This window comes from Pantoea sp. YU22, assembly GCF_003970755.1.
GTDB classification, from domain to species: domain Bacteria; phylum Pseudomonadota; class Gammaproteobacteria; order Enterobacterales; family Enterobacteriaceae; genus Pantoea; species Pantoea piersonii.
This window is the reverse complement of the sequence record NZ_RYDU01000008.1, coordinates 116743-135669: the sequence shown is the minus strand read 5'-3', so window position 1 is coordinate 135669 and position 18927 is coordinate 116743. Positions and strand designations below refer to the sequence as shown.

Sequence of the window (18927 nt, the reverse complement as noted above, 5' to 3'; positions counted from 1 at the left end):
CTTACTCCATCATCTTTTCAATGGGCAGCACCAGAATCGAGCTGGCGCCCAGCGCTTTCAGTTTTTCCATGGTTTCCCAGAACAGCGTTTCGCTGCTGACCATGTGCATTGCCACGCGGCTCTGATCGCCCGCCAGCGGCAGTACGGTCGGACGCTCGGCACCGGGCAGCAGCTGGATCACCTCTTCCAGACGCTCGCTCGGCGCGTGCATCATGATGTATTTGGATTCGCGCGCCTTGATAACGCCCTGAATACGGGTCATCAGCTTATCGATCAGCTCCTGCTTCTCTGGAGCCATTTCACCGTCGCGCTGGATCAGCACCGCCTTTGAGCGGTAGATCACTTCAACTTCACGCAGGCCGTTGGCTTCCAGCGTGGCGCCGGTTGACACTAAGTCGCAAATCGCGTCCGCCAGTCCGGCGCGCGGCGCGACTTCCACCGAGCCATTCAGCATGCAGGGTTTGAAATTGAGGCCTTTTTTGTCGAGATACTGTTTCAGCAGGTGAGGATAAGAGGTGGCGATGCGGGCATTATTCAGACACTGCGGGCCGGTGTACTCTTCATCTACCGGCATCGCCAGCGACAGGCGGCAGCCGCCGAAGTCCAGGCGACGCAGGGTAAAATAGCGCGGGTCGTCGCCCTGCGCGCGGCGCGTCAGCAGCTCCTCCTCCAGCACGTTTTCGCCAATGATGCCGAGATCGACCACGCCATCCATCACCAGGCCAGGAATATCGTCATCGCGCACGCGCAGAATATCGATCGGCATGTTCTCTGCGAAGGCGATCAGGCGCTGCTGCTGCAGGTTGATTTTAATGCCGCAGCGCGCCAGCAGTTCGCGTGAGTCATCGCTTAAACGACCAGATTTTTGCATAGCTATGCGAATGCGCTTGTTATCTAACATCGGTCCCGTCCTCTTTTTCATTCCTGTCTGAAAAGGTATTGCGTCAGCCCATAAAAAAACCCCCGGAAGACGATCTTCCGGGGGTTCTCTTTGCGTTCGCACCACTGGAAGATCTGAATGTCTCCCAGCACACATCGCCTGAAAGACTAGTCAGGGTGATGGTGGTGATGATGGTTGAACTGAACGCGTGTCATAATAAATTCCGTTGCTGAATGAGTATTCATTTGCGTGCTGATTAACCTAGCGAAGATAGCTGCGATGCGCAACCCTTTTTTAATCTTTGCGGTTCGGCAGCGGCGCGCACTAAGATGAACAGCAGTGAGGCAAGCGCAGGAGAGAATATGAAGAAGGTCGCAATTATCGGTCTGGGATGGCTGGGCATGCCGCTCGCGCTCGCGCTGGCGGCGCGCAGCTGGCAGGTCACCGGCAGTAAAACCACGCCGGACGGCGTCGAGGCGGCGCGACGCTGCGGCATTGACGCGGTACAGCTACGGCTGACGCCGGAAACAGAGTGCGATGCCGAGGATCTCGCCATGCTGTTCAGCGTCGACGCGCTGGTGGTCACCTTGCCCGCCAGCCGTACGGCGGAAGGGGGCGAGAGCTATATGCAGGCGGTGCAGAACGTAGTGAACAGCGCGCTGGCGAACCAGGTGCCGCGCATTATCTTCACCAGTTCGACCTCGGTCTACGGCAGCGGCAACGGCGTAATGAAAGAGAACAGCGCGCTGCAGCCGGAAACGGTGGCGGGCAAGACGCTGGCGGATCTGGAAAGCTGGCTGCACGATCTGCCCGGTACCCAGGTCGATATTCTGCGTCTTGCCGGTCTGGTAGGGCCGAGTCGCCATCCTGGCCGCTTTCTGGCAGGGAAAACCGGGCTGAGTAACGGCTCCCACGGCGTGAATCTGGTGCATCTGGACGATGTTGTAAGCGCGATTACGCTGCTGCTGCAGACGCCGAAAGGCGGGCGGGTCTATAACCTCTGCGCGCCGAAACACCCGTCGCGCGACGCCTTTTACCCGGCGGTATCGCGCCAGCTGGGCCTGACGCCGCCGACCTTTTTACCTTCGCCATCCGGCGAGACCGGCAAGCTGATTGACGGCTCGCGTATCTGCAACGAGCTGGGGTTTGAGTACAGCTACGACGATCCGGCGAAAATGCCGCTGGCGTAATCTCTGCCTCTCACACGCCGAGCCGATCCCGCAACGCATACCAGGCGGCACCCATTGCGGTCAGCGGCACCTTAAAGCGCCGTCCGCCAGGAAAGGGCAAGTGCGGCAGCTTCGCAAAAGCGTCGAAGCGTTCCGCATCGCCGCGCAGCGCTTCGCAAATCAGCTTCCCGGCGAGATGGGTACAGGTAACGCCGTGGCCGCTGTCTCCCTGCATAAAGTAGACGTTGTGTTCCAGGCGCCCAAACTGCGGCAGCCTGGAGAGGGTGAGCAGGAAGTTGCCGCTCCAGCGATAGCTGAAGGCGATATCGCGCAGCTGCGGAAAGGTACGCAGCAGCTTGGGACGGATCAGCGCGTCGATATCACCCGGATCGCGCGCGCCATAGACGACGCCGCCGCCATAAAGCAGCCGGTTATCGGCCGTCAGCCGGAAATAATCGAGCAGATAGTTGCAGTCCTCGACGCAGTGATTGTTCGGCAGCAGCGCCAGCGCCCGATCGCGACTCAGCGGCTCGCTGGTGATGATTTGCGAGCCGCATGCCATGCTTTTCCGCGTCAGACGCGGCTCCAGCTGCGAAGGCAGATAAGCATTCCCCGCGAAAATCACGAAGGTCGCGCTCACCTCGCCGTGGGCGGTGGTGATCCGATTCGGCGCGCCATACTTCAGCGCCGTCGCCGCCGAGCCTTCATAGATGCGCCCGCCGTGACGACGGATCGCTTCGGCTTCGCCCAGCGCCAGGTTAAGCGGATGCAGATGGCCGCCGCGCCGATCCAGCAGACCGCCGACATAACGGTCGGTCGCGATTTCGCGCCGGATACCGCGCTCGTCCAGCAGTTCCAGATCGCGATTGCCATACTTTTCCCACAGCCGCTGCTGGTGGCGCAGATGGTTCATCTGGCGCAGGTTGAGCGCGGCGAAAATATTGCCGGGCCGGTAGTCGCAGGCGATGGCGTAGCGGTCGATGCGGTCGCGAATAATTTCGGCGCCCTCAAACATCATGCTGCCGAGCATACGCGCGCTCTCTTTGCCGTAGCGCTGCTCGATCACGTCTACATCGCGGCTGTAGGAGTTCACCACCTGCCCGCCGTTGCGGCCGCTGGCGCCGAAGCCGACGCGCGCCGCCTCCAGCACCACGACGTCGTAGCCCGCCTCAGTCAGGTAGAGCGCGGCGGAAAGACCGGTAAAACCTGCGCCGATAATACAGACGTCACACTGGATACTCTCCTGCAGCATCGGCCAGGGCGCATGATCGTTGGCGGACGCCGCGTAGTAGCTTTCAACGTGTTGCATCACAACCTCCTGCGTGCGGATGCGTCAGAAATTGGCGGGCGTATGGGCGCTGACGATACGGCAGGGCTGCGCGGAGAGATTGGTAAAGCTGTGCGGCAGCCCGGTATCAATCACGTAACTTTCGCCCGCGTTAAGGTGGTAAGGTTGTCCGTTAACCACCAGGGTGATTTCTCCCTCCAGCAGCGTGCCGGTCTCTTCCCCTGGATGACGCAGCTTTTCCCCGGTGCTGGCGCCGGGCTGATAGGTCTCCAGCAGCATGCCGATTGACCGCTGCGCCTGCCCGTTGTCTACCAGCTTCAGCGACACGCCCTGACTGCCGATCTCTACCAGATCCTCCTGGCGGACAATCACCTTCGGCGTGTCATACCCCTTAGGCTCGGAAATGAACTCCGACAGCGACAGCCCATAAACTTTTAATAGTTTCTGCAGCGTGCTGACCGCCGGGCTAACCTTGTCCTGCTCGATGGTGCTGATTGCGCTGTGGGTTAAGCCTGACAGTTCAGCGGCGCGGCGCTGAGACAATCCCAACTCTTGCCGGATTTGCGATAAACGTCGTCCGGGTGCCAGAGCGGCATCGTTCATGGTGTTTTTTCCTTGTGATAGTGCTGTGCGGCGTGAATAAACCCCGCGAAAATCGCGCGCGAGGCGTCGTTATGTTCCGGCTGCCATTCAGGATGCCACTGCACCGCGAGGGCAAAGGGATGGCGGCGCAGGCTGACCGCTTCGATCAGGCCATCCGGCGCGCGCGCCTCAATGCGCAGCTGCGGACCTGTCTCGCGGATGCCCTGATGATGCAGTGAATTAACCGCCAGCGGCGCGTCGCTCCCCAGCAGCCTCGTCAGTAGCCCATCCGCTTCGGGAAAAACGTCATGCGTCAGCGCGTACTGTACGTTTAACGGCTGCGTCGCCTCTTCATGGTGCGTCAGACCTGTTTTTAGCTGGTCGAGATCGCGCCACAGCGCGCCGCCGTTGGCCACGACCAGCTCCTGCATGCCGCGACAGATGCCAAACAGCGGCATCCCGCGGCTGGTGGCCCAAGTAATAATGGCGAAGGCGAGCCGGTCGCGGCCGGGATCGGCATGCGCCTCTTTACCCGCTTCGCCATACTGCCAGGGTTCGATATTGCTTGGGCTGCCGGTCAGCAGGACGCCGTCGAGCGCCGCCAGCGCCTGTTCCAGCAGAGAAGGCGTCGCGCAGAGCTGATGAGGCAGGGCAAGGGGCACGCCGCCCGCCTGGGTTATCGCCGTCAGGTATTTGTTATGCACCGACTGCGTGGGATGGCCGCCATTATCGATCTGGCACATCGCTACGCCGATCAAGGGGTTGTTAAAAATAATGCCCATCTCATTCCTCGACTCGCTGTTCAAAAAATTCACCGATCGAGCACGCAAAGGGTAAAAGTGTGCAATATTTTTCCAATCTAGCAACGCACTGTTTGTTTCTCAAACAGTTTTGTTACATTTGCACACTTTTTGTGTTGGCGCTATGTTAGAAGAGTGGCTGTTATTTTGAGCATTGCGCTAACCAACTAACGGTAGAAGGCGGGTGGGACATGACGAACCTCGTGGAAATTGAAGACTTCACGCGTCACAGTGAAGAGAGACGAACCAGCGCGTTCCAGCTTGAGGTGAAAACCTGGCTGGAACGCCATCCTGAAACGCAGTATGTCGATATCTTATTAAATGATTTAAATGGCGTCTTTCGCGGTAAGCGCATCCCGGTCGCCGCGCTGGCGAAACTGGAAAAAGGGTGTTATTTCCCGGCCTCGGTTTTCGCCATGGATATCCTCGGTAATACCGTCGAAGAAGCCGGCCTCGGACAATCTCTCGGCGAACCTGACAACCTCTGTATGCCGGTTCCTGGCACCTTAGTCCCCTCTGCTTCCGATCCTGAACACATCGCCCAACTGCTGTTGACCATGTGCAACCAAGATGGCACTCCCTTTGACGTTGAACCCCGCAATGTCCTTAACCGACTGTGGCAGCAGCTGCGCAATCGAGGGCTGTTTCCGGTGGTAGCGGTAGAGCTGGAGTTCTATCTGGTAGACAAGGCGCGCGACGCCGAAGGCTATATTCAGCCGCCGTGCGCGCCGGGCAGCAGCGAACGCAATATGCAGAGCCAGGTCTACTCCGTCGATAACCTGGATCACTTTGGCGCAGTGCTGCGCGATATCGACGCGCTGGCGCGTCAGCAAAATATCCCCGCCGATGGCGCGCTGGCGGAAGCCTCGCCAGGCCAGTTTGAAATCAACCTGCGTCACACCCGCGACGTGCTGAGCGCCTGCGACCATGCGGTACAGCTTAAAAGGCTGATCCGTCAGGTAGCAGAGAACCACGGCATGACCGCGACCTTTATGGCTAAACCCTATGAAGAGTATGCGGGTAGCGGCATGCATGTGCATATCAGCATGCTGGACGCCGCCGATCATAACGCCTTCGCTACCGACGACGGCAGCGACTCGCCGCTGTTAAAGCGCGCGCTGGCGGGCATGCTCGATCTGATGCCGGCGTCGATGGCGCTGCTGGCACCCAACGTCAACGCTTATCGCCGCTTCGTGCCAGAGGCCTATGTGCCGCTACGGGCCTCCTGGGGACATAACAACCGCACCGTGGCGCTGCGCATTCCCTGCGGCGACGTGGAAAATCACCGCGTGGAGTATCGCGTCGCGGGCGCGGACGCCAATCCCTACCTGGTGATGTCGGCGATTCTGGCGGGCATTCTGCACGGGCTGGATACCGCGCTGCCGCTGCCCCAGCCGGTACAGGGCAACGGCCACGAGGCGGAGGGCATTCCGCTGCCGGTGCGTCAGAGCGAGGCGCTCTGTGAATTTGAAAGCAGCTATCCGCTGCAAAAACTGCTGGGCGAGCGTTTCGGCGCGGTGTGGCACAGCTGTAAGCACCACGAGATGATGCAGTTCGAGCGACTGGTCACCGCCACGGAGATAGACTGGATGTTAAAAAACGCCTGAGAAAAAAGTCGCTATACTTATTAGCGGGTCTTGTGTTTTTCCTGCGTTTTGGGGCAAAATACGCGGCCTGCAAAAATCCGAATATAACCGATGCTTTTAAGAGCCTCGGTTATTTTTTTTGCATGTACTTAGCCGATTCGCATGAGGCCGGGCGCGCCCGGATAGATACTCGTTAAAAAACGCGCAAGCGTACGACCTGAGGATACAAAGATGGGGATGTTTTTCATTCAGCCGGCCCGCGCTGGCTCTCGTTTCCGTGATGACTACGGCGCCGCGCTGGCTCATAACGCCGCCTTCCTTGCTCCCGTGATGCAATCCAGTCAGGTTGCAGCTCAGGGAGGTCTGAAACATGTCGCTTGATACCTCAGCACCACAGCGTGCGCACCTGAAAAAATCTCTGACCCTGCTTCCGGTCGTCATGATTGGCCTCGCCTACATGCAGCCGATGACCCTGTTTGATACCTTCGGTATCGTCTCGGGTCTGACCAGCGGTCACGTCGCCACCGCCTACGCCTTTGCGCTGATTGCGATTCTGTTTACCGCCGTAAGCTACGGTAAGCTGGTACGCCGCTTCCCATCTGCGGGCTCCGCTTATACCTACGCTCAAAAGGCGATCAGTCCGCACGTCGGCTTTATGGTCGGCTGGTCATCTCTGCTGGACTACCTGTTCATGCCGATGATCAATATCCTGCTGGCGAAAAACTATTTCGAAGCGCTGGTGCCTGGCATTCCGTCGTGGATTTTCGTGGTGCTGCTGGTGGCGTTTATGACGATGTCCAACCTGCGCGGCATTAAAACCGTGGCGAACTTCAACAGCGTTATCGTTGTGTTGCAGGTTGTGGTGATGATCGGTATCACCGGCATGGTCATTTACGGCGTGGCGCACGGCGAAGGCGCGGGGACGCTCACCAGTTCGCAGCCGTTCTGGTCCGCTGACGCCCATGTGGTGCCGATGATTACCGGCGCGACAATTCTCTGTTTCTCGTTCCTTGGCTTTGACGGCATCAGCTCGCTGTCGGAAGAGACGAAAGATGCAGAACGCACCATTCCGCGCGCGATTTTCCTGACGGCGCTGATCGGCGGTCTGATCTTTATCGTGGCTTCATACTTCCTGCAGCTTTACTTCCCGGATATCTCGCGCTTTAAAGATCCGGATTCGTCACAGCCTGAGATCATGCTGTACGTTGCTGGCCATGTGCTGCAGTTCGGCATTCTGATCTTCTCAGTGGTGACCGTGCTGGCGTCAGGTATGGCGGCGCACGCGGGCGTTTCGCGTCTGATGTATGTGATGGGCCGCGACGGCGTCTTCCCGGAGCGTTTCTTCGGCTATATCCATCCGAAGTGGCGCACACCGTCGCTGAACGTGCTGCTGGTTGGCGCCGTTGCGCTGATGGCGATTCGTTTCGATCTGGTGACGGCGACGGCGCTGGTTAACTTCGGCGCGCTGGTGGCGTTTACCTTTGTTAACCTGTCGGTGATCGCTCAGTTCTGGATCCGTGAGAAGCGTAACCGCACGCTGCGCGACCACATTAACTACCTGGTGCTGCCGGTGCTCGGCGCGCTGACGGTTGGCGCGCTCTGGATTAACCTGGAAGAGAGCTCGATGGTGCTGGGCCTGATTTGGGCCGCCGTGGGGATTGTTTACCTCGCGTTTGTTACCCGCAGCTTCCGCAATCCGGTGCCGCAGTACAGCGAAGAAGTCTAATCCGCTGATGGTTAAAAAGGGTGAGGCGCAGGCCTCACCCTTTTTTTATCCGCGATGTCCCGCCTGCGCGAAGGCCGCGCTGAGATCCAGTCGCTGCCAGAACTGCTGCTCTGGCGTGTTGCCCGACAGCGGATAGCCTGCCGGCAGCGCTGTCTTCTCCATCAATGCGCGACGCTGCGCCGCCGAAAGCTGCGGCAGCGCTGATTCCAGCAGCACCTCCGCTCCCTGCGGCACGCTGAGCGCGTGCGCCTGAACGTGCTGTCGCGGCAGATTATAGGTCATAGTGAAGCGGTAGAACGTCTTCATTGCCGGATCCTGATAGTTGTCATCGCCTTTTACGGTTTGCGCGCATACCGCCAGCGAAGTGCCGCACTCTTTCTCCAGCGCGCTGCGCAGCTGGTCGCGCGCCTCGCTGAACAGCCTGCGATAGGCGGGATCGTTAAGAAAGTGCGCCACGTTGCGCTCGGCCACCATGCGTGAACCCATCACGTCAAGCGGGTAGTGCACGCCAAGCACGATACGGGAGTAGCCATAGCGCGCGCCGCGCACCAGCAACGCCTGAAAACGCTCCGGGATCATCTGCGCCAGCAGCAGCGAGTCAGTTACGCCCGTACTGGTATGCCCGCTGGGAAAGGATCCGCCGTCGGCGGTGTAGGGTTTGCCATCTTTTACCACCACATCGTCTGGCACCAGATGGATGGTATTGTCCGCCGCCAGGAAGGGGCGCGGATAGTTAAAGTGTTTTTTCGCCGCGCTGGTGCTGATCTCCGTCGCTTTAATCAGCGCCGCCGCCTTGCTCAGCTCGCCTTTATCGTAGGCGGCCAGAAAGGCTTTGCCGAGGCGCGGGCCGAGCGCGTCAGCGGTGAAATAGAGATAGCTGATGCCTTCCGCGTCGGCCAGCGCCTGGTGTCGCGCGCCCTGGGTGGCGTTAAGGTTAATTTCCGCAACCGTGGCGCGGTTAGCATCCAGTGCCGTTTTCGGCAGCGCCGTAAAGCTGGAGAGCAGGGCGATGCCCGCCTGCTGGTTAGCTTTTACCTGAAAGTCGTAGCCGCTCGCCTTGAGCCAGGCGCTGTCCGCCTGCGCGTGAGTTTGCTTCGCCTTTTCCAGCGCGTCGCGCGTCAGCGTCGGCGCGCCATTCTGCAATGCCTGACGTTCCGCCTGCAGGATCTGCTGCTCCAGCGCGTTAAAAGCCGGGCTATTCGATTCGGGGGTAGTGGTGCGCGCCAGTGCCGCCGCCTGCGGCAGCGTGGTTGCCTGCGCCTGCTGCGCCAGCAGCAGCGCCGCAGCGATAAACGTAAAATGTAATTTCATGTTTTTATCCTGTTATTCAGAGAATTACCTTGCCGGTTTTGACGGTAACTCCGCAGGATGACGTTTTTATTGCAGCGCTGAGGTTCGAGGGGATTTAGCGCGTCGCTATTCCGCCAGCACCAGCTCCCAGCTCCCCTCGCTCAGCGCGCTGCGTGCGGCGGCGCTAAGCTGCGTATCGGTAATGATGCTGTCGAAGCAGCGCAGCGGCAGCGCCAGAAAGGTGGCGATCTTGTTGTACTTTGAGCTGTCGCTCAGCAGTACGCGCTTGCTGCTGACGTCGCTTACCGTCTGTTTCACCGTGACCTTATCTTCATCGGGCGTAAACAGCCCGCGCGGGCCCCAGCAGGAGGCGGAGATAAAGGCGATATCGATCGCCAGATGGCGCAGGCTGCGCGCCGCGCTTTCGCCCACGCAGGAGCGGTTGTCGCGGCAAACCGTGCCGCCGGTATGGATCACCCGGCAGTCGCTCGCCTCCATCAGCAGGTTGGTCACCATAAAGTCATTGGTGACCACCAGCAGATCCTCGCGGTCCAGCAGCTCGCGTGCCAGCGCCAGCGTGGTGGTGCCTGCATCCAGATAGATGCAGCTGTTGCGCGGAATATGCTGGGCGGCATAGCGGCCGATAGCGTTCTTCTCGGCGTTGTAAAGCGTAGTTTTCGTCTGATGCGACGGCTCCGCCGCCAGCCGGTCGGCCGAACGCACGCCGCCGGAAACCGACAGCACCGCGCCTTGCTCTTCCAGCTTCTGCACATCCCGGCGAATGGTCATATGCGATACGCCGAGCCGCTCCGTCAGTTCGGCAATGCTCACCACGCCGCGTTCGGCGACCAGCGCCAGAATCTGCTGATGGCGTTCAATCGGTATCATCTTTTGCACTCCTTGCTTATCAATTTTTCACAGTTTAAAGCATTTGCTTTGCCAGTCGAATGAAAATTTTTGCCGCATTGAAAGCGCGGTTAGCCTATTAAAATCCCGGAATATCATATAGATGGGTATATTGTGAATAAATGTTCAATCTTAGTCTGCTTAGTGAAAATATGTGACGCATAGCACGTTTATCCACCAGTGATCCTGCCAGAATTAACAACATTCAACAAATAATCACTTAAATTAACAGCGGAGGCTTACGGTGCCACTCTCAAACGTCTGTGTTATCGGTTTAGGTTCAATGGGAATGGGCGCGGCGACTTCCTGTATTCGCGCCGGGCTGAATACCTGGGGCGTGGATCTTAATCCCGCCGCGCTGGACACGCTGCGGCAGGCTGGCGCACGCGACGCGCAAACCTCGGCCGACGGGTTTGTCGAACAGCTGGACGCGGTGCTGCTGCTGGTGGTGAATGCCGCGCAGGTTAAAGCGATTCTGTTCGGCGAAAACGGCCTGGCGGCGAAGCTGAAGCCCGGCACCGTGGTTATGGTCTCGTCCACTATCTCCGCCCAGGATGCGCAGCAGATCGAGCAGCAGCTGGCGCAGCACCAGCTGCTGATGCTGGACGCGCCGGTCTCCGGCGGCGCGGCGAAAGCGGCCACGGGCGAAATGACGGTTATGGCGTCCGGCAGCGACGCGGCGTTTGAGCGCCTGCAGCCGGTGCTGGATGCGGTAGCGGCGAAAGTCTACCGCGTCGGCAGCGAAATCGGCCTCGGTTCGACCGTTAAAATTATTCATCAGCTGCTGGCGGGAGTGCATATCGCCGTTGGCGCCGAAGCGATGGCGCTGGCGGCGCGCGCCGGCATCCCGCTGGAGACTATGTATGACGTGGTGACCAACGCGGCGGGTAACTCCTGGATGTTTGAGAACCGCATGCGACACGTGGTGGACGGCGACTACAGCCCGAAATCCGCCGTCGATATTTTCGTCAAAGATCTTAGCCTGGTGGCGGATACCGCCAAATCGCTGCACTTCCCGCTGCCGCTCGCCTCCACGGCGCTCAATATGTTTACGGAAGCCAGCAACGCTGGTTACGGCCGTGAAGATGACAGCGCCGTGATTAAAATTTTCAGCGGCATTCAGCTGCCGCAGGCGAAGGAGTGAGCATGACGCGTTTAGGCATCATCGCCGACGATTTTACCGGCGCTACCGACATCGCCAGTTTTCTGGTGCAGAACGGGCTGCCCACCATCCAGTTTAACGGCGTGCCGCAGCAGCATGACGCGCTGACCGCGCAGGCGATCGTCATCAGCCTGAAGTCGCGTTCCTGCCCGGCGGAGCAGGCGATCGCCCAGTCGCTGGCCGCGCTGCGCTGGCTACAGGAGCAGGGCTGCGATCGCTTTTACTTCAAGTACTGCTCGACCTTCGACAGCACCGAGCAGGGCAATATCGGTCCGGTAACCGACGCGCTGCTGGCAGCATTGGGCGAAACTCAGACGGCGATCTCTCCGGCGCTGCCGGTCAATGGCCGTACCGTCTATCTCGGTCATCTGTTCGTCGGTGAGCAGTTGCTGAGCGACTCAGGTATGCGCCACCATCCGGTGACGCCGATGCGCGACAGCAATCTGCTGCGTCTGATGGAACGTCAGGCGGCTGGCAAAGCGGGCCTTATCGCCGCGCCGCTGCTCGACCAGGGCGCGCAGGCGGTGCGCGACAGGCTGAGCGAGCTGAAAGCGCAAGGCGTTAACTATGTGGTGCTGGATGCGCTCCATGAGCAGCATTTGCTGACGCAGGGCGAAGCCCTGCGCGACATGCGTCTGGTTACCGGCGGCTCGGGACTGGCTATCGGTCTGGCGCGCCAGTGGGCGACGGCCGACAGCGACCGCGCCGACGCGGAAAACGCAGGGCGTCCGCAGGGCGAACGCGCCGTGGTGATCTCCGGCTCCTGCTCGCAGATGACCAATCTCCAGGTCAGTGCCTATCGTCAGCAGGCGCCGGCGCGCGAGGTTGAGGTCGCGCGCTGTCTGGATAACGTGGACGCCTACGCACAAACGCTGTGCGACTGGGTGGTCGCCCACAGCGACCAGCCGCTGGCACCGCTGCTCTACGCCACCGCCGACGCGCAGCAGCTGCAGGCGATTCAGCACGAGTATGGCGCGCAGCGCAGCAGCGAGGTGGTGGAACAGCTCTTTGCCGCCGTAACGCGCGAACTCAAGGCGCGCGGCTGGCAGCGCTTTATCGTGGCGGGCGGCGAAACCTCCGGCGTGGTGGCGCAGAGCCTCGGCGTCACGGCGTTTCATATCGGACCAACGATTTCACCCGGCGTGCCCTGGGTCCGCGATATCCATCAGCCGCTGTCGCTGGCGCTGAAGTCCGGCAATTTCGGCGACGAACTCTTTTTCCGCCGCGCACAAACGGAGTTTGCATATGACTGAACAACAGGCCCGCGAAGAGATGGTGAAGCTGGGCGCCTCCTTTTTCGCCCGCGGCTACGCCACCGGCTCTGCGGGCAATCTTTCTCTGCTGCTGGAAGATGGCAACCTGCTGGCGACGCCGACCGGCTCCTGCCTCGGCGAGCTGGAGGCCGATCGCCTGTCAAAAGTGACGCTGGCAGGGGAATGGCTCTCCGGCGATAAGCCCTCCAAAGAGATCGCCTTTCACCGCGCGCTCTACGCCAGGGACCCCGAATGCAAAGCGGTGGTGCATCTGCACAGCCACTACCTGACTGCGCTCTCCTGTCTTGAGGGGCTGGATATGCAAAACTGTATCCGTCCGTTCACGCCCTACGTGGTAATGCGCGTTGGCGACGTGCCGGTAGTGCCTTACTACAAACCCGGCGATCAACGACTGGCGGACGATCTGTCGCGGCTGGCGGGCCAGTATCGCGCCTTTCTGCTGGCGAACCATGGGCCGGTTGTGGTGGGTAAATCGCTGCGCGAAGCCGCAGACAATACTGAAGAGCTGGAAGAGACCGCCCGACTGATGTTTACCCTGGGCGACCGCGCCATTCGCTACCTTAGCGCGAGCGAAGTGGCGGAATTAAGGAGCCGATAATGCCGAAGTTTGCCGCAAACTTATCCACCCAGTTCAATGAAGTTCCTTTTACCGAACGCTTCGCCGCTGCGGCGCAGGCCGGTTTTGACGCGGTGGAGTTTCTCTTTCCCTACGACTATCCGGCGGCGCAGCTGAAGCAGCTGCTGGATGAAAACCATCTGAAGCTGGTGCTGTTCAACACCGCGCCGGGCAACGTGGCGGCGGGCGAGTGGGGCGTATCGGCGATTCCCGGCCGCGAAGCGGAAGCGCGCGCTGATATCGACCGCGCGCTGGAGTATGCGCTGGCGCTTGAGGTGCCGCAGGTGCATATCATGGCGGCGACGGTACCGCCGGGCGTGGATCGCGCGGCATACGCCGACACCTTTGTGCGCAATATGCACTATGCGGCGGAGCGCTTCGCGCCCCACGGCATTAACCTGCTGCTGGAAGCGCTCAATCCGGTCACTAAACCGAACTATCTCTATGCCAGTCAGTACCAGACGCTGGAGATGGCGGCGCGCATCGATCGCCCCAACGTCTTTACCCAGCTCGATCTGTTCCACGCGCAGCTGGTGGACGGCAATCTCAGCCGTCTGATCCGTGAGAACCTCGGTCGCTACCGCCATATCCAGATCGCGTCCGCGCCGGACCGCCATGAGCCGGATGAAGGGGAGATCAACTATCCCTGGCTGTTTACGCTGCTGGATGAGGTGGGCTACGACGGCTGGATCGGCTGCGAATATATCCCGCGCGGCAACACGCTGGACGGCCTCGGCTGGTTTGCGCCCTGGGCGAAAAAACGCTGAGTGTTCTGATAAGCCCGGCGCTGCGGCGCCGGGATGCTTTCATCCGTTTGTCATCCTGCGCCTGTTCCAGGCAGCACTGTACGCCTTATTCATAAAAAAATAACGATATCTGAGGATTACCATGTCCACCGCACTGCTGTTAGCCATTGCGACCGCCAGCATCGTCATACTGCTGCTGCTGGTCATTAAAGCCAGAGTCCATCCTTTTGTTGCGTTGCTGATCGTCAGCCTGCTGGTTGCCGTCGCAACAGGCATTCCCGCTGAGAAGATCATGGATACCATTATGAGTGGCATGGGCGGCCTGCTCGGCCATATCGCCATTATTATTGTGCTGGGGGCGATGCTCGGCGCGGTGATCGAAGCCTCTGGCGGCGCGGAGTCGCTGGCGCAGCGCTTCAGCAAAAGCCTCGGCATTAAGCGCACCGTCGCCGCGCTGACCATGGCGGCGTTTATCCTCGGCATTCCGGTCTTTTTTGAGGTCGGCTTTATTATCGTTATCCCGTTGATCTACGGCTTTACCAAAGTAGCGCGCGTCTCGCCGCTGAAGTTTGGTCTGCCGATGGCGGGGGTGATGCTGACCGTACATGTGGCCCTGCCGACGCATCCGGGGCCAGCGGCCGCTGCGGGCATTTTGCACAGCGATATGGGCTGGCTGATGATGATCGGCCTGGCGATTTCAGTGCCGGTCGGCATCGTCGGTTACTATGTGGCGAAGCTGATGAATCGCCGCCACTACCATCTGTCGGTTGAAGTGCTGGAGCAGCTGCAAATGGCGAAGCCGGAAGGCGCGGAGAAAAAGAATGAGCCCGCGCCGCCGGGCGCGCTCACTATCGCGGGTTTGATTGTGGTGCCGATCCTGCTGATCGTCGTGGGCACGCTTTCCCACTCGCTGCTGGCGGCCGACAGCCTGCCGGGCAAAGTGATGACGGTTATCGGCACGCCGCCCATCGCGCTGCTGATCGCCCTGGCGCTGGCAGCCTGGCTGCTGGGCGTCCGCCGCGGCTGGAGCAGAGAGAAGCTGGAGGATTTGACCGGCCGCGCTATTCCGGGATCGGCGAGCGTGATCCTGGTGGCGGGTGCGGGCGGCGCCTTCGGTAAAGTGCTGGTGGAGTCGGGCGTCGGCAAGGCGCTGGCGACGACGCTGGAGACGCTGCATCTGCCGCTGGTGCCCGCCGCGTTTATTCTGTCGCTGGCGCTGCGCGCCTCGCAGGGATCGGCCACGGTGGCGATCCTGACCACCAGCGGCCTGCTTACCTCCGCGGTCAGCGGGACCAGCGATATGGCGCGCGTGCTGGTGACGCTGGCGGCCTGTTTCGGCGGTCTGGGGTTGTCGCACGTTAACGACGCGGGCTTCTGGGTCGTGACGCGCTATCTGGGACTGTCGGTGGGCGACGGCCTGAAAACATGGACGGTGCTGACGACGCTGATGGGCCTGACCGGCTTTGCGCTGACCTGGCTGGTCTGGGCGCTGGTGTAGCGCTCAGCGCCCCGTGCGGGCCTGACAGACGCCGCGCGCTGGCGAACCGGCCACGCGTTGCTTACTCTTAATCCTTTAACAAAAGGGAGGAGTGACCTGATGAAAATTGGACTGGTAGGTTATGGCACCGGTGGGCAGCATTTTCACGCGCCCTTTATCTGCGCCGCGCGCGGCGTTGAACTGGCGGGGATCGTCGCCCGCGCGCCGGCGACCGTCGCTAAAGTAAAGCGCGATTTCCCCGATATCCCCGTTTATGACGATCTCAAATCGCTGCTTGAGGCGGGGGTCGATGCCGTCACCATTACGACGCCGCCCCATACCCGACGGGAACTGGTGCTGGAGGCGATCGCCGCAGGCGTTGCGGTTATTGCCGACAAGCCCTTTGCGCCGGATGCCGAAACCGGGCGTGAGCTGGCCGCCGCGGCGGAGAAAAAAGGGGTGCTGCTGTCGGTCTATCATAATCGCCGTTTTGACGCCGATATTCTGACGGTGAAAAAGCTGCTGGAGCAGCAGCGTCTGGGGCGGCTCTGGCGCGTCCACAGCCGCATGGATTATAACGATCCGGACACGCTGGAAGCGGGCGAGCAGGGCGGCCTGCTGCGTGATATCGGCAGCCATCTGGTCGATCAGGCGGTGTGGCTGCTCGGGCCAGTAAAAGCGGTCTTCGCCCAGACGGACAAGATCGCGCGCCCGGAAGGGCCAACGGTCGCCAGCTTCGTTATTACCCTGATCCATGAGAGCGGCGTTCACTCCCATCTCTCCTCAACCAAAACCTGCTACCTCAACGCGCGTGAGTGGCGTCTTTATGGCGAGGAAGGGAGTTTTGTTTCGCTCGGCACCGACGTGCAGGCGCAGGCTATTTTCGCGGGTAAGCGTCCGGCGGACAATCTCAGCGAGTGGGGCTACGAGCAGCCGGATCGCTGGGGCGTGCTGCGAACGGCCGAGGGCGAAACGCGTGTGGAGTCAGAGCAGGGACGGTATCACGCCTACTACGAGGCGTTCGCCGAGGCCTTCCGAACCGGCTCGCCGCCGCCGGTCACGACTGAACAGGCGATACGCACACTGGAAGTGCTTGACGCTGCGATGCTCAGCGCCGAGCGCGGCGAGCTGGTCACGCTGAGCTAAGGGCAGGGCGCGCCTGCCCTGAAGGCGTCAGGAAACCAGCTCCTGCGCATAGTGGTAAAGCGCCTTAAGCTGCGCCATTTTTTCTGCGTCCTCTTCGTGCAGGCTCGCCAGCGACTCCAGCTCCAGCAGGAACGCCTGCACTCGATCGGCGTTCAGCGCCTCGCGACGGTGCTGCAGCCAGCGCTGCTGCTCGGCGTCGTCCAGCGTGCCGGGGAAGTTGCGGGCGCGGTAGCGGAACAGCAGCTTCGCCACGCGCGCATCCTGGAAGCTAAGGTCCATTGCCGGCAGGTTAGCGGGCGCAGTCTGGCGCAGGATAGTCATGCCCGCGCGGTCAGCGTCGCTGAAGAAGCCGTCGTATAGCTGAGCGTCCACGTCGTCTGACGGGGTAAACGGCTCTGCTTCAGCGAACAGCGCGACGACCTTTTCCCGCACCTCTGCATGCTGGCGCAGCAGCGCCAGATTAGCGAGGCACGCGTCGCGGTCGATGCCGAGCCGCGCCGCATCTTCCGGGCGCAGCGTATTGGCCGGGGCCAGCACCGGGCATTTATTGATATGCACCAGCTTGATCGGCACCGGAGACTCGCTGTCGTCCAGCTCGCTTTTACGGGTATAGAGCCGCTCGCGCAGCGCATCCGCATCCATCTCCAGCAGCGGCGACATATCGCCCGCCAGATCGGCGACAATCAGCGCATTGCGGTTGTCGGGATGCCACGCCAGCGGCACGATCCAGCTGGTGTTGCCGCGCGCCGCGCCAAACATGCCCGAAACGTGCACCAGCGGCTTCATTTGCGGGATGTCGATAAGCGTCATTAGCTTATTTTTGTTGCGATGCGTAAACAGGAAATCGAACAGCTTAGGCTGTTTCTCCTTCACCAGCTTCGCCATCGCCAGCGTGGCATAAACATCGGACATGGCGTCGTGCGCATTCTCATGCGCCACGCCGTTGGCTTTGGTGAGGTGCTCAAGTTTAAAGCTGGGGAAGCCATCCTCGTTTTCCGGCCAGACGATACCGTCTGGACGCAGCGCATAGCAGGCGCGCATCACGTCCAGCAGATCCCAGCGCGAGTTGCCGTTCTGCCAGCTCCAGCCGTAGGGATCGTAGAAATTGCGGTAGAAGATATTGCGCGTCACTTCATCATCAAAGCGCACATTGTTGTAGCCCACCACGCAGGTTTGCTCTTCGGTAAAAAGGGCATAGATACGGGCGGCGAATTCCGCCTCCGATACGCCGCGCGCACGCGCTACCTGCGGCGTGATGCCGGTAATCATCACCGCTTCCGGCTGCGGCAGATAATCGTCGGCGGGACGGCAATAGAAAATCTGCGGCTCGCCAACCGGGTTAAAGTCGCTGTCGGTGCGCAGCGCGGCGAACTGCGCCGGACGGTCCAGCGACGGGCTTTTACCGAAGGTTTCATAATCGTGAAACAAGAAAGTGCGTTCAGAGGCGGGCACGAGCATATCCTGTACTGGGAAAACAACGCACAGCATAGTCGCTTGCGTCGCCAGTCACAACCACGCCAGAGCAGGTTGCGTGTAGCTGCGCGGTCTGCCAGCTCAGGGCATGATTAATGCCCGAGCATCGCGCAGCGATAAGTTATCTTTTTGCCAGTTCGCGACGCGCCAGCTCGGCTAAAAAACCGCTTCTGGAGCTAAATTCCTGGTGTGATTCAACGAAACGGTCGATGCGCGTCAAAAGACTTTGCGGCAGGGTAATATTCAGCTTTACCGCCTTACCCTCATACTTGCTGATATCAATATCGATAACGGCCCATATGCCGCCCTGGCACTCGTCACTCTCTAAGTAAAATGCCATGCCTTTGGTGTGAGGCACGGGCATGCCGCTCTCCGCCAGGGCTTCCAGATGAATATCTATCGCTGCGCCTGCATCAAGAATAGCGTCATCTACCGTCTCGCCCGCAAAAAAACAGCCTTCAATATCAGGTACAAAACCTGAATAGCTACCAGAGTCGGTCTGGTGCAAGTAAACCGGAAATCTCATTACCGTGTCCTTCTTCATCGCTTCAACAAATCGCACGTTGTAAAAGCCGGGAGCCTGTCCAGGTCAGTTAATCAGCTTCATGATTTTTCTTAACGTACCGGCAGCCAGGTCCTTTTCCGGATGAGGAAGCGTTATATGATAATTTTTACCAGGCTTAACAAATAGATGATGGCTTCCCCTGATGCGGACAAGCACCCAGCCATGCTCCCTGAGGAGCTTCATGACCTCTTTACTGCTCAAGAGCACCTCCCTGTGCCATGTGGCTCAATTTTATACCCAC

General features: G+C 60.2%; 19 protein-coding genes and 1 other annotated feature. Of the genes, 9 read left to right on the top strand and 10 right to left on the bottom strand.

Translation table 11 applies throughout. The features are described 5' to 3' along the window. Position 1: 1 nt before the first annotated feature. Positions 2-901, bottom strand: coding sequence for an ATP phosphoribosyltransferase (gene hisG, locus EKL29_RS13435; protein ID WP_120453352.1), 900 nt, complete (start codon positions 899-901; stop codon positions 2-4). Between the two features lie 50 nt (positions 902-951). Then, positions 952-1072, bottom strand: a sequence feature (His leader region). Further along, on the bottom strand, positions 1048-1095 hold the full coding sequence (hisL, locus tag EKL29_RS13430) for a his operon leader peptide (protein WP_100396937.1): 48 nt from the start codon (positions 1093-1095) through the stop codon (positions 1048-1050). (Overlaps the previous feature by 25 nt.) Positions 1096-1242: 147 nt before the next feature. Here hisL and EKL29_RS13425 point away from each other — a divergent pair, with 147 nt between their 5' ends. Further along, the gene (locus EKL29_RS13425; RefSeq protein ID WP_126689942.1) at positions 1243-2070 is read left to right on the top strand and encodes an SDR family oxidoreductase; all 828 of its coding nucleotides are present in this window, start codon (positions 1243-1245) and stop codon (positions 2068-2070) included. 10 nt (positions 2071-2080) lie between these two features. Here the strand turns inward: EKL29_RS13425 and EKL29_RS13420 are convergent, their stop codons facing one another. Genes EKL29_RS13420 through puuD form a run of 3 tightly spaced genes read right to left on the bottom strand, consistent with a single transcriptional unit; the run spans position 2081 to position 4701 of the window. Further along, a complete protein-coding gene (locus EKL29_RS13420) occupies positions 2081-3358 on the bottom strand; it encodes an FAD-binding oxidoreductase (RefSeq protein ID WP_120453355.1) in 1278 nt (425 codons plus the stop codon). A 24-nt stretch (positions 3359-3382) separates the two neighbouring features. Further along, positions 3383-3940 (bottom strand): HTH-type transcriptional regulator PuuR, encoded by a 558-nt coding sequence (gene puuR, locus EKL29_RS13415; protein ID WP_126689941.1) that lies wholly within the window; start codon positions 3938-3940, stop codon positions 3383-3385. Then, positions 3937-4701, bottom strand: coding sequence for a gamma-glutamyl-gamma-aminobutyrate hydrolase (gene puuD, locus EKL29_RS13410; RefSeq protein ID WP_126689940.1), 765 nt, complete (start codon positions 4699-4701; stop codon positions 3937-3939). The genes puuR and puuD overlap by 4 nt, the downstream gene beginning before the upstream one ends. A 209-nt stretch (positions 4702-4910) precedes the next feature. On the opposite strand from puuD, the gene EKL29_RS13405 reads away from it, so the two are divergent. Together EKL29_RS13405 and EKL29_RS13400 are read left to right on the top strand one after the other, a co-directional pair. Beyond that, positions 4911-6326 carry a glutamine synthetase family protein gene (locus EKL29_RS13405; protein WP_126689939.1) on the top strand — a complete coding sequence of 472 codons (1416 nt, stop codon included), beginning with the start codon at positions 4911-4913 and terminating at the stop codon, positions 6324-6326. 349 nt (positions 6327-6675) lie between these two features. Next, a complete protein-coding gene (locus tag EKL29_RS13400; protein WP_033791508.1) occupies positions 6676-8031 on the top strand; it encodes an APC family permease in 1356 nt (451 codons plus the stop codon). A gap of 45 nt (positions 8032-8076) precedes the next feature. Here EKL29_RS13400 and EKL29_RS13395 read toward each other — a convergent pair whose 3' ends face one another. Then, positions 8077-9342, bottom strand: a complete 1266-nt coding sequence (locus EKL29_RS13395) for a phosphatase PAP2 family protein (protein ID WP_126689938.1) — start codon at positions 9340-9342, stop codon at positions 8077-8079. A gap of 105 nt (positions 9343-9447) precedes the next feature. Next, positions 9448-10209: a DNA-binding transcriptional repressor YgbI gene (gene ygbI / locus EKL29_RS13390; protein ID WP_120453365.1), complete on the bottom strand. Its 762-nt coding sequence runs from the start codon at positions 10207-10209 to the stop codon at positions 9448-9450. Positions 10210-10471: 262 nt separating this feature from the next. Here ygbI and ltnD point away from each other — a divergent pair, with 262 nt between their 5' ends. The 6 genes from ltnD (at position 10472) to EKL29_RS13360 (ending at position 16648) form a co-directional block, all read left to right on the top strand. Then, the gene (gene ltnD, locus EKL29_RS13385; protein WP_126689937.1) at positions 10472-11371 is read left to right on the top strand and encodes an L-threonate dehydrogenase; all 900 of its coding nucleotides are present in this window, start codon (positions 10472-10474) and stop codon (positions 11369-11371) included. Positions 11372-11373: 2 nt separating this feature from the next. Then, a complete protein-coding gene (gene otnK, locus EKL29_RS13380) occupies positions 11374-12642 on the top strand; it encodes a 3-oxo-tetronate kinase (RefSeq protein WP_126689936.1) in 1269 nt (422 codons plus the stop codon). After that, on the top strand, positions 12635-13261 hold the full coding sequence (locus EKL29_RS13375; RefSeq protein WP_126689935.1) for an aldolase: 627 nt from the start codon (positions 12635-12637) through the stop codon (positions 13259-13261). The genes otnK and EKL29_RS13375 overlap by 8 nt, the downstream gene beginning before the upstream one ends. Next, positions 13261-14046, top strand: a complete 786-nt coding sequence (locus EKL29_RS13370) for an HPr family phosphocarrier protein (protein WP_126689934.1) — start codon at positions 13261-13263, stop codon at positions 14044-14046. Before EKL29_RS13375 ends, EKL29_RS13370 begins: the two co-directional genes overlap by 1 nt. A 121-nt stretch (positions 14047-14167) precedes the next feature. Continuing rightward, entirely contained in the window at positions 14168-15523 is a 1356-nt protein-coding gene (locus tag EKL29_RS13365; RefSeq protein WP_126689933.1) for a GntP family transporter, read from the top strand. 99 nt (positions 15524-15622) lie between these two features. Then, complete coding sequence (locus EKL29_RS13360; RefSeq protein ID WP_126689932.1) at positions 15623-16648, top strand: Gfo/Idh/MocA family oxidoreductase; 1026 nt, start codon at positions 15623-15625, stop codon at positions 16646-16648. Positions 16649-16675: 27 nt separating this feature from the next. Here the strand turns inward: EKL29_RS13360 and sbcB are convergent, their stop codons facing one another. The 3 genes from sbcB to EKL29_RS13345 all read right to left on the bottom strand — a co-directional run bounded on the left by sbcB (position 16676) and on the right by EKL29_RS13345 (position 18893). Beyond that, positions 16676-18106 carry an exodeoxyribonuclease I gene (sbcB, locus tag EKL29_RS13355; protein WP_179256388.1) on the bottom strand — a complete coding sequence of 477 codons (1431 nt, stop codon included), beginning with the start codon at positions 18104-18106 and terminating at the stop codon, positions 16676-16678. Positions 18107-18242: 136 nt separating this feature from the next. Continuing rightward, complete coding sequence (locus EKL29_RS13350; protein ID WP_120453379.1) at positions 18243-18647, bottom strand: type II toxin-antitoxin system HicB family antitoxin; 405 nt, start codon at positions 18645-18647, stop codon at positions 18243-18245. A 63-nt stretch (positions 18648-18710) separates the two neighbouring features. Continuing rightward, positions 18711-18893 (bottom strand): type II toxin-antitoxin system HicA family toxin, encoded by a 183-nt coding sequence (locus tag EKL29_RS13345; RefSeq protein ID WP_376749675.1) that lies wholly within the window; start codon positions 18891-18893, stop codon positions 18711-18713. Between the last annotated feature and the right edge of the window lie 34 nt (positions 18894-18927).